Genomic DNA, 16016 nt, shown 5'->3' with positions numbered 1-16016 from the left:
AGTAGAAACGAGGTTAGGCGATAGGAGTCGGTATCACCCGGAACAACAGGTGCAACTGCAGTAGGTGCAGCGCCCGGCAGAGCACCGTGTCCACGTTGTAGAGCAGAATATCGGCGCCTGCTTGCCGGGTAAGTAGTAGCTGTGATGCTAAGTGGCTTACACCCCGGGTGCGCAGGCACTCCAGGTGCTGGCAGTCGATAAGCAACTGCGGACGCTGCCGTGGATTGGCTTGATACAGTCGGCTGGCCAATCGCACCGGGTCGGTTTGATTGAGGTCGATGGTATACACGCGAGCAGTAGGGTCGCTGAGGGAGGAGAAGTCGAGCATAGGGAAGGGGACAGAAGGAAGTGGAAAGAAGCTGTCGGTGAACTCGCTCTGGAAGGCTGAAAACAAAATTAGACGTGCTTGCCTTGGATTAACTGCGTAGTAATGACCAATTTACTCTTTGCGTATTACTACCTGTGCCGTGGCGACTTATACCGATGTGGTTTGCGTACTCGGCCATAAAGGCGCCACTTGCGGGCCGCGCTGAAACCTGTCGGGCATGAATTGGAGCCGGCCGAACAGCCACCGGCTGCCGCCTGGGCGCAGCCGCAGCATGGCAAAGTGGCCCCGTAGCGTATTGCCTTCAAAGCCAAGGCACAGGCGCTCCTGATCAGCTTGCAGCGGTAGCTTACCCGTTATCAGGGTGCATTCTCCCATGTCGAGCAAGTGAGTAGGAGGGGGCAGGTGCGTCGCTTCTACCAACAGCGAGTGGCTCTGCTGGATCAGTTGATGATGCGTCAGGTCGGGTAGCACCCAATGCGCCAGAACCGAATCCGTATCCTCGGCAACAGGAGCCTGCTCAAACAAAGCCAGATGCTGACTTGTCTGTGACCCAACGGACTGCCAAAGAACAAAGTGAAGTGAGGCCATAGCGAAAAAACTTATGCAGCAAAGGGGCCGAAAAAGGCCGCGGAAAAAAGCAAGACCATCTATTCGCGGCCGTGATTTCCGTTGCATCCGCAACAGATAGAGCAATGAAATGCGGCCGAGAAGTAGGGAATCAACTCTTAAGCAATCTTCCTCTACCAGCAGCTGACTACCCTTCGTGACGGAAACTGCTTCTCCAACCGCATTTCAGATTGGGCAGCCAGCTCGCTCTTTTAACGCAACCATTACTCCGAAAAGTGGCTGAATTAATACGCAAATAGTCCTGTTAAAAGCACGTATTTTTCAACTCCATATTCTCTGACTTGTGCAGTTGAGTTTATCTCCACCTCGTATTTCAAACCCTGACGCCAGCAAACCCAATGCTTCTCGGGTTTAACTGGTCAGTACATCACGTACCCTGCAAGCGGCCAGCACTAGCCTTGGTACTCAAGGTTGCGTAGGCCAATGCAGCAACACAAAGTTTTCCGCTGCCGAATGGCAGCAGCGCACCTATCACCTGGTAGGCGTATTCGCATTCAACCGCCTGTCATCGTCCTGCCAGCAGAGTGGCGTATTACTGTTCAGCGAACAAGAATGCAGCGCCCGCACACGGAGCACTGTTTTAAAGACTTGTTCGCGGGCTATTGTAAGATAGCGGCTCGTGGGTTGATCCGTTAGGTAGCTACTGCCGGTAGGTTTGGGGCAGATAGCGGCTAGCGGCTTAGGTTAGTTATGAGCCGTGTGCAATAGGTCACTCAGTTTGCGCGTGTCGGCGGATGGCCAGTAGAAATAAGCTAGCGGATTCGTCCAGTCACCAATAAAGGCCTCCACTTCTTCTGAGTACTCAAGACAAAGCACGTACGCTGGGCCTTTCGGCAACTCGCGCATATATACGTCGCCGGCGAACTGCCACCCGTGCGGTGGTTGCGAACAGGGACGAAACCCTGCTTCCTGAAGTTGCGAAGGTGTAAGACGTGACATAACGATAACAACTAGGTTGGAGCACAAAGCCCCAGATAAGCTGAACGGGAGAAAAGTCTAAGCTTAAGTAAGCCGCAAGCGGACCTACTCGCTTTACTTTACAATGATTCAAATTAAAACACAATTTATTATACGTATAAACACTATATATGCCCGTGTAAATACGTATTTTCACTAGGCGGTAAATACGAACGCTCCACCCCAACCGTATGTACCTGGCTGGGGTGGAGCGTTCGTATTTATGCTGAAAACAAGGAGCTACGCTTGCTTTTGATCCGACGCCTTGGTGGCACCTGTACTGCCGTTGAGCAGAAATTCCCGGAGGCGGTTGATGTGGCTTTTTATTTCGTCGAGGCGTTCTTCCTGCTGCACGCTCCACTGCCCCTCACCCCGGGTAGCCATACTGCTAAGCAAATTTTTGCGCTCTTCCATCATGCGCAGCGCCACCCACAAGGTTTCTTCTAGCGCGTGTCTGGAACTCTCAAACAGCGCGTCGGCGGTGAAGGCGTGACCGGTGTGGCAGCGGAACCGCAGCACGTTGCCTTGTTCCAGCTTCCAGAGTGCTCCGCCACAATCAGGGCAGGTCAGCGGTACTTGTTCGCCGAATTTATCGATGTCTTCTGTGCTTCCCACAACTCGTTCCGCAATGGCGGCCTCCGCTTTTAGATCGTCAGGAATTGGTTTTGGAGGCGGCAAGGTTTGACTCGTCAACTCCTGCAAAAGGGCTCCTATATGAGAGAGGGGCACTACGTAGTCGACCTCGACGGAACGAAGCGCTGTATAAGGCATGCTAGGAAACTCGGCATCGTCGGGGTCCTGCACCACAGCTTGCCCCCCGCAGCGCTTAATAAAATCGAGGCCAGCAGTGCCATCGTGCAGCATGCCCGTAAGGATTACGCCAATAACGGCCGGGCCGTAGTTTACCGCCGCCGCCCGGAAGAGGGCATCCACCGCGGGCCGATAACTGTTTTCGTGCGGGCCTTTGGTTACCATCAGCCGGCCGTCTTTGACCAGCAGATGCCGGTCGGCGGGCGCCAGGTACAAGTGCCCAGCCTCGACAAGCTCCTGGTGAGTGGCCAAGTGGCAGCGCAGCTGGGTGTGCTGACTAAGGCGCGACACAAGGTGCTCGCCCGACGAGTTGGGCGCCAAATGCTGTACCACCAACACGGCAGCGGGTAGGGTGGCAGGTAGTTGCGCTACCAGTTGAGTAAGAGCCGGCATGCCTCCAGCCGAAGTGCCGATAACTATTATGTAAGACGGTTTCACTCAGAAAAGTTACTGTAGATAGGTAAGCCTTAGTTCAGTCAACCAACTGATAGCAAAAAAAAGTTTACGTGCGAGAATGTGGTTTGGCTGCTTGTAGGAACAGTTTTTTGCAAAATCAACTGTATTCTATGCAATGCTGCGGCCCATTCTTTCTGCTTACTTTTGAAAAAGCAGACTTCCTGATTACTGCTTGTAGTTGTGGGGAAGGAGCTGTTTTGGTTGATATGAAAAAAAGAGACGTGCAGTCAGGTTCTCCTTTGGATGCTGCACTACCCGCTACCACTACCTCACAACCCACCGGTGGGCCTGGCATCGAAATCCAACCCGGCCCCGACCAAGTCGGCTTCAATGTAGCCCGCAACTCCATCAACTTTCCTGTGGTGTGTCTGGGCGGGTCGGCGGGCTCGTTGAGCGCGCTGGAAGTGGTTCTGCGCGCCATCCCCGAAAGCAGCGGCTTGGCCTACGTGGTGGTCACCCACCAGATGCCCACTCCCCAAACCGAGCTGCCGCAGGTGCTTCAGCGCTTCACCAATGTGCCAGTAGTGGAAGTAACCGACGGGTTGAAAGTGCGTCCCAACCACGTGTATGTAATTCCGCCGGCCAAAGACATGTCGCTGATGCAGGGCGTGCTGCACCTGCTCGAGCCTACCCAGCCGCCGGGTCGCCGCTTGCCCATCGACTACTTTCTGCAAAGCCTAGCCAAGGACGTCCGTCAGCGGGCCATCTGCGTCATTCTTTCGGGCATGGGTTCCGATGGCAGCATTGGGCTGAAGATGATTATGGAAAACTTCGGCATGGTGATGGTGCAGGACCCCGATACGGCACAGTACGATTCCATGCCGCGCGCAGCCATTGCCACCGAGTTCGTTGACTTTATTGTGCCTGCCGTCAGTATGGTGCCCCAGATACTGGCGTACGTGCAGCAACCCACGGCGGGCCGCTCGCTACGGGCCCTCTCGGCGTCGGCCAATGTCTCGCCTTCGCTACCGGGGCATGCCTTGCAGAAGATCTTTGTTCTGATCCGTAACCAAACCGGCCACGACTTCTCATACTACAAGCGCAACACCGTGTTCCGGCGCATCGAGCGGCGCATGAACAGCCACCAGATCAAGGAGTTTACGCGCTACGTGCGCTACCTGCAAGAGAATCCGGTGGAGGTCGAGCAATTATTTAAGGAGCTCCTGATAGGCGTAACCAAGTTCTTCCGCGACCCCGAGGCCTACGGGGCGCTCAAGCGGCACTTGGTGCCGCTCCTCCGCAAGCAGGAGCCGGGTACTACCATTCGAGTGTGGGCTCCGGGCTGCTCTACCGGCGAAGAAGCCTATTCACTGGCCATGACCTTGTTGGAGTGCATAGAGGCCGAACCCGACCGCAACCTTCGCTTTCAGTTGTTCGCCACCGACATCAATTCCGAAAGCATCGACTACGCCCGGGTGGGCATCTATCCCGCCAACATTGCGGCCGACGTAAGCCCCGAGCGGCTGCGTCGCTTCTTCAACAAAGTCGACAATTCCTACCAGATTCGGAAAGACGTGCGCGATTCCATGGTGTTTGCCTTGCACAACATCAGCCGCGACGCTCCCTTCACGCGCCTCGACTTGCTATGCTGCCGCAACCTGCTGATTTACTTGTCGTCCGAGTTGCAAAAGAGCTTGATTCCGGTCTTTCACTACGCCCTCAATCCCGACGGTATTCTGTTTCTGGGTCCTTCCGAAAACCTGACGGGCTTCCAGGATTTGTTTACGCCTTTGGATGTGAAGTGGAAGATTTCCAGAGCCAACGAAACAGCCTCGCAACTAGTGCGGCTGGCTAATTTTCCTCTTTCCACTTCGCGGCAGCAAGCCACAGCTTCCACTGCTTCCAGCAACATGGTACCCTCTGCCGCTCCCCGCCGCGACAATACGTTTGCCGCGCTTATCCAACGTCTGCTGCTTGCCTCTTACTCCCCGCCGGCCGTGGTCATCAACCCCAAGGGCGAGATTCTGTTTGTGAATGGCCGCACCGGCAAGTATCTGGAACCCGCGCCTGGACTGAGTGGCCTCAATATTTTCGATATGGCCCGCCAGGAGCTGCACTTCGAAATCAACGACGCCGTGCACCGGGCCACGCAGCAGCGGCAGGATGTTGTGACTGAAAACGTGAAAGTGAAAACCGAAGCCGGGTTTCAGTTGCTGCGCCTCACGGTGAAATACTTGCAGGAGCCGGTGCAGCTGGCGGGCTTGTTGTTGGTGGTCTTTGAAGATACCGCCACCCCGCAGCGGGTGCGGCGCGGCAAGCTCAGCGCCAACTCCGACCACGATACGCAGATTACGGCCCTCGAAAAAGAGCTGCAATACACCCGCCACCGGCTGCAAACCACCATCGAGGAAATGGAAAGCAGCCTGGAGGAGCTCAAAAGCACCAACGAAGAACTGCAAAGTGCCAACGAGGAGCTGCAAAGCACCAACGAGGAGGCCATGACCAACAAAGAGGAAATGCAGAGCCTCAACGAGGAGCTGATGACCCTCAACATGCAGTATCTGCACAAAACCGAGGAACTGAGCCAGGCTGCCAACGACATGAAGAACCTGCTCGATGCCACCGAAATAGCCACCATTTTCATCGACAATGAAATGATCATTAAGCGCTTCACCCCGCCGGTGGGGCGCATTATTCCGCTCTTAGCCACCGATGTGGGGCGCCCCATCACGCACTTTGCCAACAATCTGCGCTATGAGCGGCTGATAGCCGACGTGGAGCAGGTGCTGGACCGGCTAGTGGGCGTGGAAGCCTCTATCCAAACCACCACCGGCGACTGGTACTCTATGCGCATCTTGCCCTACCGTACCCTCGACAACTATATCAACGGCGCCGTCATCACCTTCACCGACATTACGAGGCTCAAAAAGCTGGAAGACCAGATGGAATACAGCCGCCGCTTCGCCGAAAGCATCGTCGAGACGGTGCGCGAGCCTCTGCTGGTGCTCGACGGCGAGCTGCGGGTGCTTACGGTGAGCCAGGCTTTCGCTAGCACCTTCGGGGTACGGTCGGCTACCATCAAAGGCCAGTCCCTCGGCGTACTCAGCAACGGCGTCTGGAACCAGCCTAGCCTGCTGGGCCACTTACGCGGGCTGCTAGATTCCGAAATCGCCTTCGATGACCTGACGCTCGATGCCATCTTCCCCGGGGTGGGCCAACGCAGCGTAACCCTCTACGGGCGCCGCATCCTGAGCGAAGGCCGCTACACTGCGCACATCCTGCTGGGCGTCCAGGCTATAGAACCGCACACAACCTAGGCTGCGTAAGTAGTGGCCGTACGCGTGTTGTTCAAAGCCTATAGTCCGTCCTACTGAACGAAACCAGCGCATCTTGCTCGCGTGGTATAGTCACCGTCAGCTACGCCAAAAGCTTAACCCAATAGACCAGAAGCAGTATTCTTTCTTGTTTGTCTACATTGGCTGGTAAGCATTGATACAGAAGGTAGCGTACGAATAGAAAACTTGCTTTTTTTGTCTCTGGCGCTGCTTTTTCGTTTTTGCCGCCTACTGAATCCGCTTCTTTCTTAGCTCAACCAAGCCTACACAATTCCAGAGCGGGCAGCGAACGACTTTTTAGATAACGCGTTACTAGTAGAGTAGAGCCAGCGCAGCCCCTGCTATGAGTGACTTCGACCACAACGACCAGCATATTCCCAAGGAAGCCTTGCTGGCGTTGCGCGAGCGGGCAGAACGGCGGCGGCATCTCATTACGCGGGCCGTGGACGAGAGCACGCCCGATGCTATACAGCGCCTTGTGCAGGAACTGCAAGCCCATCAGATCGAGCTGGAAATGCAGTACGAGCAACTGCTCCTAGCCCAGGCGGAGGCCGAAACTGCCCGCCTCGAATACGTTAACCTCTACGACTTTGCGCCCATCGGTTACCTTACGCTGGATACCCACGGCACCATTCAGCAGCTCAACCTAAACGCGGCCCAGCTATTGGGCGACGTCCGTCAGAAACTGATGCGCCTCCGCCTCGCTTTGTTTGTTGCCGAACAAGACCGCGTCGAATTTTCTGATTTTCTTGACGCATTGTCGGCTTCCGACGTCCGGCAAACCTGCGAGCTTACTTTCATCCGCAACAACCAACAGCTGTATATCCAGCTGGCCGGCACCCGCGTGACTTCGCCGGAAAACGTGGTGCAGTTTCATCTGGTACTGCTCGATGTAAGCGCCCAGCACGCGGCCACTAGAGCGTTGGCCGTAAGCGAGGCTCGTTTCCGCCACCTGTTCGAGCAAAGTGCCGATGCGGTGGTGCTTATCCGCAACCTGCACATTATGGATTGCAACGCCTCGGCGCTGCGCCTGATCGGGGCCGCCGAAAAAAGCGAGCTGGTAGGAAAACCCCTCAGTTTTATGGTGCCCGAGTTTCAGCCCGGCGGGGGCCGTTCCGAGGAGCTGATCCGGCACCACCAAGCCTTACTGCGCCGCAAAGGTTCTCACCGGTTCGAGTGGTACCGCAGCACGTTGCAAGGCGAGCACAAGTGGCTGGAAGTGGTAGCCACCTACATCAACGTAAACGGCGAACAGCTCGTCCATGCCGTGTGGCGCGATATTACGGTGCAGCGCGCGGCCCAGGAGCAGCTCCGCGCCGAAAAAGAATTCTCGGAGAGCTTGCTCGATAACAGCGTCGATGGCATCATTGCGCTGGACCGGGGGGGCCGCATTACGGCCTGGAACCGCGAAGTCGAGAAGTATGCTGGTTTGCCAGAAGCGCAAGTAGTCGGCCAGGATATATTCAGCATTTTTCCGACTCTGAACACGCCGGAGTGGCAGCAGCTCTTCGGGCAGGTGCTGCGCAGTGGCGAGCAGGTCGTGTTGAATGGCATCCCGTTCATCGTTCGCCCCGGCCACTACGACGCCTACATCGTGCCGCTGCGTGGCGAGCAACAAGACGACATCAGCGGCGTGCTGATCGTCGTCCGCGACATGACCGAGCGCAACCGCCTCATCGAGGAAACCACCCAGCTCAAGCTGAGTCAGCAACAAGAAGTGCTATCGGCCATTTTAAGCACCGAGGAAGCCGAGCGCAAACGCATTGCCGAAGCCTTGCACAACGGGGTGGGGCAGTTGCTCTATGCCGCCAAGCTGCACCTCGAAACCCGCCTCGGCCGCCCACCCCGCGACGAGGCCTATGCTTTGCTGAACGAAGCCATCCGCATGACACGCACTATCTCGTTCGAACTGACCCCTGGCATCCTGGAAGATTTCGGGTTGAAGTTCGCGCTAGAAGAGTTGGCCCGCCGGATTCCGCGGGGCAGCTTGCCCGTGCACCTGCACTTCTCCGGCCTCGACCAGCCCTTGCCGCGGCTCATGGAAGTGGCCGTGTACCGCATTGTGCAAGAGTTGTTCAACAACATCCTCAAGCACGCCCAAGCGCAGGAAGCCTTTATTCACGTGGTGCGCGAAAACGACAAGCTGTCTATTTCGGTGGAAGACAACGGCCAAGGCTTTGAGTCCCCCGCAACATCACTCCTCACAACGGCATCGGTCTGCCCGGCCTTCAGAACCGCGTGGGGTTGCTCGGCGGCACTCTCACCATCAATTCCCGCCCTGGCCAAGGCACCATCGTCAGCATCGAGCTACCCGTAAAGTAAGAGCGAAGCAGGCTTGAGGCTCTGCACGATTGTGAAGTTAAAGCCACATCGACCAGTAAGCCTTATTCAAAAGCCGCTCATGCCAAAGCACAGGCGCAGGCGGCGCCTCTAGCCTAACATACTGCCATTGCCGAAGTATTGTCATGCTGAGCGCAGCCGAAGCATCTCGCTCGCCTCATTAAGTTAGTATTCCAGCATCACCACGCGAGATGCTTCGGCTTCGTTGCATTCCGCTCAGCATGACGGCCTGTTGGTGTTGACAACGGTAGCACGCGAGATGCTTCGGCTGCGCTCAGCATGACGGTCTGATTGAGTTTGTAGCGATGCACGCGGGGAAGTTCGATAAGCTCTATCGGACGGGCGAGTGATGATGTATTGTAGTATTCTTTACTTAGCCTTCCCAGGTTAGTGGGTCAATAGCTACCCACTCGGGGTTGAAGGCAGTAATTAGTTTTTCCTTTTTCGCTCGGGTCCAGCCTTTCAACTGCTTTTCCCGAACTATAGCTTGTACTGCGTCAGCACAATGCTCGAAATATACCAGCAAGTCAGTTTGGTAGCGACCAGTGAATTTGCTGGCATCACCTAGAGTAGAACTGTGCTCAGAAACACGACGCTCAATAGCGTTTGTCACGCCAATATAAAGAACTGTGCGAGCAGGATTCGTCAGAATATAGACATACATAACACAGCATTAAGAACTACTATAGCAACGCATTACCATACTACGTCATCTTATCAACCATCATGCTGAGCACAGTTGAAGCATCTTACATACTAACATTGCCAACACCAAGAGCCTGTCATGCTGAGCGCAGCCGCAGGCGAAGTTGAAGCATCTCGCGTGCTGACGTAGGCCAGTACAACCAGACCGTCATGCTGAGCGCAGCCGAAGCATCTCGCTGGTGTGGTATACTCTAACGCTTGTGCAACGATTCGAGCGAGATGCTTCGGCTGCGCTCAGCATGACAATACTTCGGTAACGGCATTACGCGTTAGAGATTTATGCACTGCCTGTACCTCAGCATAACTATGCTTACTTGTGAGTGTACTTACAGTCGTACTCCAATGCCGGGGCCTAGCAGAAAGAAGGGCTTGCCTTTGGAAAGCAAATAACCGCCGCCCAAATACAGCGGAAAGGTCAATTTGGCTTCGCGGCGGGTAGGATAGATGGACCCGAGAATTACTAAACCTAGGTCACGGTTGCCGCCTTCTTTGCTGAGGTCGAAGGCATTGAGCGCTACGAAACCAGCACCCACTTTGTAAGGACGCAAGCGGTTGATTTTTTCGGGGTGATAGAAACTCAATTGGCCCAGCATGGCCAGTGAAATACCCCCGAAGGACGTGTAGCTCGATTCGCCGCGGTACTTGGTCAGTAGGCCCCCGGGAAACTCACATCGATATCGAACTTCACGCGGCGCTGCAATACCAGTTCCAGCTTTTGCGAGAAACCCGCCTCCTGGTACTGCCCAGCCGTGTGTCTTACCGTAACAATCATGGTGCTCCAGTCGTCGAGGTCGTAGGTTTTGCGGGCGTTCAGCAAGCTGTTGAGGCTGATGTTGCCTACCTGGCACTGCTTGTCTTGGTAGAAGGCGGCGCGCACCGAGTTGTCGCCGGGACATATCACGATGTTGTCGACGGTACGCATTTCAATCAGCTCGCCTTTGCTGTTTTGAGTGCGAATGTCAAAGGTGAGGTACTGCTTGCCGTAAAGCTGTTTGTCGGAGTCGATGCCGTTGGAGTTGAAGCTGAACACCACGTCGCGGACGGTGCGGTCGTAGAGCACGGGGCCATTCAGGCGCGTGACGGGCCGGGGCGCTTCTCCAAAGGTTACGCTCACAAAGTCGAGCGGGTGCGGCCGCTGAAACTCCCTCACCGACAGATTGTAGCCTGTTGGCTGGCCTACGTTGTAGATGGTAATGCGCTTTTTGTCGATGGTGAGCGGGATTTGCACTCGGTACACCACCACCGCATCGGTGCGCACGCTGGAGTCGGAGGGCACAATCTGCACGTCCTCGAAGTGAAACCGAGCCCGCTGCAACGATACCCCTTCCAGCCGCACATCTACCGTTTCGCCCGGGTTTACGTTGGTGCTGTTTACCCAATCGCCGCCGCGGTGCCGCACGCTCACCGTCGTGACCGTAGTTTTGGGCGAGATGTTGAGGTTGGTGATGTACTTGGCCTGGTCGTTTTCCTTGATGTAGAGGTAGCTGTCGGTGAGGCGGTGCGTGTTATAAACGCGCAGCCAGCACAGTACCCGGTCGTTGGTTAGGTACTGGCGCATAAAGAGTTCAGCAATCAGTGCCCCACCCGCTTCTTCCTGCTCCTCGATGCGGTAGGTACGCCGCAGTTCAAAAGTGCGGCCGTTGTCGAGAATCAGCTCCACGCCTTTGCGCTGCGAAATATCATCGATGGTGATTTCCTTTTTATCGACGTTCAAGAAGCGCAACCGCGACGCCTTCACCGTGAATTCTTGCCGAATAGTTGGCAGCGCGTAACTGACGCGACGGTTGTTGTCGGTGAGGAAGGGCCGTTCGGTTTGGGGTCGCACCGTCAGTATCCGGTTGCCAAGGTTGTTGGGCAACACGTGCAAGCGCAGGATGCCTTTTTCCTGCGTGATGCGGTAGTCGATATCCTGCCCCTTGGTCCAGTCGGCGCCCGCCCGGATATTCTTGACGTTGTTGGTGCTGAGCTCGAACACTTTCTCCTCGCCCACATACAGATCAGTGTCGGCGGGCCGCAGTTCCAGCGTGGTACGCGTTACGGGCAGCAGGTTTACGGTTTGGGTGAGGGCGGGCCGACCTGCTGAGTCGGCCCGCTGCGTGAACGTGAACCGCAGAAACTGCACCGCCGACAGCTCCTTGAACCGCACCTTGGCCCGGTAGAATTGGCCGTTGGGCGAGACTGTTAAGGAATCGAGCAAGGTGAAGTCGGCCGAGCGGACGAGGCGCAGCGGTATGCGCGGCTGTAGGGGATACACTTCCAACTCGGCAGTTTCGTCTTCCTGGCGATAGTAGAAGTACAAATTCTGCTCGCCTTGTACGGCCACTGTGTTGCGGCTAAGCTGGTATCGGGTAGTGTCGGTGCGCATCACCAACTCGCGCAATAGCGGCCCGCTTTGAGCCTTAGAAGTGAAGGTGGTCAGTAGAAAGCCTAAAAACAGGACTGCAAAACCAAAACCGAAACGAAGGCTGAGAGGGAAGCGCACAGAGCAAACAGCGTCAGAAACCAAGCAGAAATAGCACCGGCCGGATGAAGAACGGCACTTTAGGAGCGTAAAGTTAGCGGCTGAGGCGTTGTGACGCGTAAGAATCTGCACTTTTCTTATTAAGGCGCCCTTCTTGCTTGAGTGCAAAATAAGAATAATACAGCCAGTAGTAGTTTGGTTGCAGTTAGGTAGTGAAAAGTGCCGGTTTTGTACGGCTCCTGAGTGGAAGAAACAGGTATAGAGGCAACTGCTTTCCTGTCAAGACGCACCACTAAAGCTTTCAGCACGAATTTCTGACCTATTAGCAGCTCAAGCGCCACAGTGTGAAGCCGTTCGTTGCCAAGCGCCAACCACGTAGCGCCAACCGGCGCTACGTGTGTCCGTAAGACGTCAACCTACGGATGTTAGCTGCCGCTTCAAACTTCGATTAACTGCTGTTTAAGTATACGCTCGGCAGGTTTCTTATCCGGGTCTTTTTGTGTTAAGCGCGGCTATTTACGGCAGGCGCTACGTCTACTTCCAAAATTCCCTAAATGGATACCACCTTTTTTACAGATTTATTGGGCTTGCAGGCCGATGCCGACAGCATCACGGCATTGCAGGTTGCCGCCCGAGCCGTACTTGTTTTTTGCGCCGCGCTGGCAATGCTGCGGTTGGCTGGCCCCCGCACTTTCGGCCGTGGTACGGCCTTCGATTTAGTGTTGAAAATCACGCTCGGCTCATTGCTTAGCCGGGCCGTGATGGCGGCATCGCCTTTGGGGTCGACGCTGCTAGCCTGCGCCATTTTTGTAGGCTTGCACCGCCTGCTAGCCATGGTTGCATACCGATACAACTGGTTTGGCTGGCTTATCAAAGGTAAAGCCACTATGCTGGCTGAGAACGGGGAAATATTGCGCGACCATATGCGCCAGAGCGAAATAACCGAGAAGGAACTGCTAGAAGGGCTGCGCGAAACGGCTAGTATGACGTCGGTGGACCAGGTGGAATCGATGCATTTAGAGAGCAGCGGCAAAATTAGCGTGGTGAAAAAATCATCGGACTAAGGCCGTATTGCTCGCTTGCTACGACTGGAAAACAAAAACGCCTCTCCGGTTGCGGAGAGGCGTTTAAGAATGTAGTCCGTAGGGGAATCGAACCCCTGTTGGTAGAATGAAAATCTACTGTCCTAACCCCTAGACGAACGGACCGTGTTTCGTTTTGGTGGTGCAAAGATAAAGCACGAAAAAGATACGCTGCAAGTCTACGGCAAGGATTTACGTGGATTTTTGCCGCCGTCGGTCCCACCACACGTACGCCCCGAACAAGAGCAGACTGATGCCGGACACCCATAGAAGGCCGGTTTTCAGGCGTTTGCTGTCTTCGCCGAGGTAAGCTAGCAGCGCAATCAGGGGCACTACGCCTACTACCGTGGCAGCAATAAATTTTAGGTAGCCCATGCGGGCCACCCCACCTACGAAGCTGATGGCGTCGTCGGAGAGGGCGGGAGAGAGGCGGGCAATGATGACGGCCCACACACCATAGCGGTGCACCACGTCAATAACTTTCTTCTCGGTTTTTTCGCCTAGCAGTCGGCTTACGAATGACTCGCCTAAGGCCCGGCCTAGTCCGTAGCCGACTGTAGAAGCCACGACGCAACCGCCCAGTGCCAGCAAAGAGCCCCACCACGGCCCATAAGCCAGAATCGCCACCAATATCAGCGCCACCACATTCACTACAAACAAAAACATTTGCACCACCATCAGTAGCACCAACACCACCGGGCCCCAGTACCCGAATTGCTGCATCCACGCGGCAATGCTTTTTTGCTCGCCGCTCTTGAGCACTGTGAAAGCTTCTTTGGCGGCTTCTTGGAACGCGGGCCACAAGAAATAGGCGCCCACTAGGGTCGCTAGTAACGCCAGCGTAATATAAAGTGGAGTATGGGTGGTATTTCGGGTGGAAGTGCTGGGCATGAGCAAGTTAGGTGCAGAAAAAATCAAACAAAATGGCCGCTCAGCCCCTGTACGTAGCTTCCGGCCGGAAGGCTACGGCAACCCCAACGGCTCCAATGGGGTACTTACTGGTGAAATTGTGAGACGGTGAGCTTGTGGAATGAGAGTTCGACGTTCTGGCCGCGCGCATCTGCGCACGCCAAATATTGAGTTCGCAGGCGCACATGCTCACCATCTCACCTCTCCACAACTTCACCATTTCCTGATGATCAAGCACACTTACGACATGGGTCTGATTGGCAATTGCGCCTATCTGGCTCTTATTCGCAAGGATACCTCTGTGGCCTGGCTTTGCTGGCCTCGCTTCGATAGCAGTTTTGTGTTCGGCGACTTGCTCGATACTGCCAAAGGCGGCGAGTTCAGCGTCCGGCCCGGTGCGAGCGGCCCCTTCGAGACCCGTCAGTACTACATGACCAATACCAACGTGCTCTGCACCGAAATCGAGAACGAGGAAGGCCGCTACCGCGTCACCGACTTCGCGCCCCGCTTCGAGCAGCACGAGCGGTATTACAAACCCCTGATGATTATCCGGAAGCTGGAGCCGCTAGTAGGCACGCCTCGCGTGCGCGTGACGTGCAACCCGGTGGGCGAATACGGCGAAAAACAGCTCAGCCGGCGGCGTAGCTCCAACCACATTGCGTTCTTGGGGCTCGAAGAAGAAATTCGCCTCACCACCGACATCCCGCTCACCTATATTCTGGAAGACGAGGATTTTGTGCTGAACATGCCGCGCTATCTGGTGCTTACTTACGGCGCACCGCTGGAGGCCTCCTTGGAAAGCACCGCCGAGCGGTTTTTGCGGAGCACCATTGACTATTGGCGCAAGTGGGTGAAGAGCACCAGCATCAGCAACTTCCACCAGAGTGCCGTTATTCGGTCGGCTTTGGCCCTGAAGATGCACCAGTACGAGGACACCGGCGGAATTATTGCCGCCAGCACCACCAGCTTACCCGAAGCGCCCGGCAGCACCCGCAACTGGGATTATCGCTTCTGCTGGATGCGCGACACGTACTACACGCTTACGGCCTTCAACAACATTGGGCACTTCGAGGAGATGGAGCGGTATTTCCACTACATCGCTAACATTTCCACTAAAGTGGTGGGGAAGTACCAACCGCTCTATGGCATCAGTGGGGCCTCGGAACTTACAGAAATCGAGCTGCCGCTAGAAGGTTACCTCGGCAATAAGCCCGTGCGCATTGGCAACGACGCTTTCACCCACATTCAGAACGACGTGTACGGGCAGGTGCTGGTGGCACTGCTACCGCTCTACGTGGACTGCCGTTTCCTCGACCCCGAGCGCACCAACCCGAGCAAGCTGATTTATGAGGCTCTGCACATGATTCAGGCCACCATGGACCAGCCAGACGCTGGGTTGTGGGAATTCCGCCACATAGCGCAGTACCACTGCTACACTTACTTGTTCCATTGGGCAGGTAGCAGCGCGGCCCGTAAAGTGGCGCATTCGCTCGGCAACCCCGAAATGGAGGCCCTAGCGCTAGAGCTACAGAACGAAGCCGCCCGCCGCATCGAGCAGTGCTTCAACGAGGATCGGCAAGCGTATGCCAACGCCATCGGCTCGCCCCACCTCGATGCCAGTACGTTGCAACTCATCATGATGGGCTACCTCGACCCCACCACCGAGCGGGCGCATACACACCTAGCCGCGCTAGAAAAAGAGTTGATGACTCCGGAAGGCCTATTCTACCGCTACCGCCATGCCGACGACTTCGGCACGCCCGAAACCACTTTCCTGATCTGCTCTTTCTGGTACGTGGAAACTCTGGCCTGCGTCGGCCGCCTCGACGATGCTATTCGCGAGTTCGAGAAGCTGCTGACCTACACCAACCACCTCGGCTTGCTCAGCGAAGACGTAGACGCTAAAACCGGCTCGCAGTGGGGCAACTTCCCGCAGGCCTACAGCCACGTTGGCCTCGTGAATGCCGCTTACCGCATTGCCAAGAAGCTCGACCGACCAAACTTCGTGTAACGCTTCCAGCCTAAGACTAGCTTGATTTCAACGCAAAAGGGGCCGTGCATCAACT

12 protein-coding genes and 1 tRNA gene are annotated in these 16016 nt (G+C 55.8%); 4 read left to right on the top strand and 9 right to left on the bottom strand.

Annotated features, from left to right (window positions below; genetic code table 11):
* Positions 1-13 precede the first annotated feature (13 nt).
* The 4 genes from MUN86_RS13545 to MUN86_RS13530 all read right to left on the bottom strand — a co-directional run bounded on the left by MUN86_RS13545 (position 14) and on the right by MUN86_RS13530 (position 3160).
* The gene (locus MUN86_RS13545; RefSeq protein WP_245118479.1) at positions 14-328 is read right to left on the bottom strand and encodes a hypothetical protein; all 315 of its coding nucleotides are present in this window, start codon (positions 326-328) and stop codon (positions 14-16) included.
* Positions 329-475: 147 nt separating this feature from the next.
* Positions 476-916: a hypothetical protein gene (locus tag MUN86_RS13540; RefSeq protein WP_245118478.1), complete on the bottom strand. Its 441-nt coding sequence runs from the start codon at positions 914-916 to the stop codon at positions 476-478.
* A 723-nt stretch (positions 917-1639) separates the two neighbouring features.
* Complete coding sequence (locus MUN86_RS13535) at positions 1640-1894, bottom strand: hypothetical protein (protein ID WP_245118477.1); 255 nt, start codon at positions 1892-1894, stop codon at positions 1640-1642.
* A 258-nt stretch (positions 1895-2152) separates the two neighbouring features.
* Entirely contained in the window at positions 2153-3160 is a 1008-nt protein-coding gene (locus tag MUN86_RS13530) for a chemotaxis protein CheB (RefSeq protein ID WP_245118476.1), read from the bottom strand.
* 224 nt (positions 3161-3384) lie between these two features.
* Between MUN86_RS13530 and MUN86_RS13525 the strand changes: the two genes are divergently transcribed.
* Both MUN86_RS13525 and MUN86_RS13520 read left to right on the top strand, forming a co-directional pair.
* The gene (locus MUN86_RS13525) at positions 3385-6435 is read left to right on the top strand and encodes a CheR family methyltransferase (protein ID WP_245118475.1); all 3051 of its coding nucleotides are present in this window, start codon (positions 3385-3387) and stop codon (positions 6433-6435) included.
* Positions 6436-6796: 361 nt separating this feature from the next.
* Complete coding sequence (locus tag MUN86_RS13520; protein WP_245118474.1) at positions 6797-8770, top strand: sensor histidine kinase; 1974 nt, start codon at positions 6797-6799, stop codon at positions 8768-8770.
* Between the two features lie 396 nt (positions 8771-9166).
* Here the strand turns inward: MUN86_RS13520 and MUN86_RS13515 are convergent, their stop codons facing one another.
* The 3 genes from MUN86_RS13515 to MUN86_RS13505 form a co-directional block, all read right to left on the bottom strand.
* On the bottom strand, positions 9167-9457 hold the full coding sequence (locus MUN86_RS13515; protein WP_245118473.1) for a GIY-YIG nuclease family protein: 291 nt from the start codon (positions 9455-9457) through the stop codon (positions 9167-9169).
* Positions 9458-9824: 367 nt separating this feature from the next.
* Complete coding sequence (locus tag MUN86_RS13510; RefSeq protein WP_245118472.1) at positions 9825-10091, bottom strand: hypothetical protein; 267 nt, start codon at positions 10089-10091, stop codon at positions 9825-9827.
* A 53-nt stretch (positions 10092-10144) separates the two neighbouring features.
* The gene (locus MUN86_RS13505; RefSeq protein ID WP_245118471.1) at positions 10145-11980 is read right to left on the bottom strand and encodes a hypothetical protein; all 1836 of its coding nucleotides are present in this window, start codon (positions 11978-11980) and stop codon (positions 10145-10147) included.
* A gap of 533 nt (positions 11981-12513) precedes the next feature.
* Here MUN86_RS13505 and MUN86_RS13500 point away from each other — a divergent pair.
* Positions 12514-13023 carry a DUF421 domain-containing protein gene (locus tag MUN86_RS13500; protein WP_245118470.1) on the top strand — a complete coding sequence of 170 codons (510 nt, stop codon included), beginning with the start codon at positions 12514-12516 and terminating at the stop codon, positions 13021-13023.
* A gap of 72 nt (positions 13024-13095) precedes the next feature.
* Here the strand turns inward: MUN86_RS13500 and MUN86_RS13495 are convergent.
* Both MUN86_RS13495 and MUN86_RS13490 read right to left on the bottom strand, forming a co-directional pair.
* A tRNA-Glu gene (locus tag MUN86_RS13495) sits at positions 13096-13167 on the bottom strand.
* Positions 13168-13233: 66 nt separating this feature from the next.
* On the bottom strand, positions 13234-13932 hold the full coding sequence (locus MUN86_RS13490; RefSeq protein ID WP_245118468.1) for a TVP38/TMEM64 family protein: 699 nt from the start codon (positions 13930-13932) through the stop codon (positions 13234-13236).
* A gap of 244 nt (positions 13933-14176) precedes the next feature.
* Here MUN86_RS13490 and MUN86_RS13485 point away from each other — a divergent pair, with 244 nt between their 5' ends.
* The gene (locus tag MUN86_RS13485; protein ID WP_245118466.1) at positions 14177-15961 is read left to right on the top strand and encodes a glycoside hydrolase family 15 protein; all 1785 of its coding nucleotides are present in this window, start codon (positions 14177-14179) and stop codon (positions 15959-15961) included.
* The last annotated feature ends 55 nt before the right edge of the window (positions 15962-16016 follow it).

The organism is Hymenobacter volaticus, assembly GCF_022921055.1.
Lineage (GTDB): Bacteria > Bacteroidota > Bacteroidia > Cytophagales > Hymenobacteraceae > Hymenobacter > Hymenobacter volaticus.
Note: the sequence above shows the minus strand (reverse complement) of the source record. Positions and strands in the feature narration are given on the sequence as shown.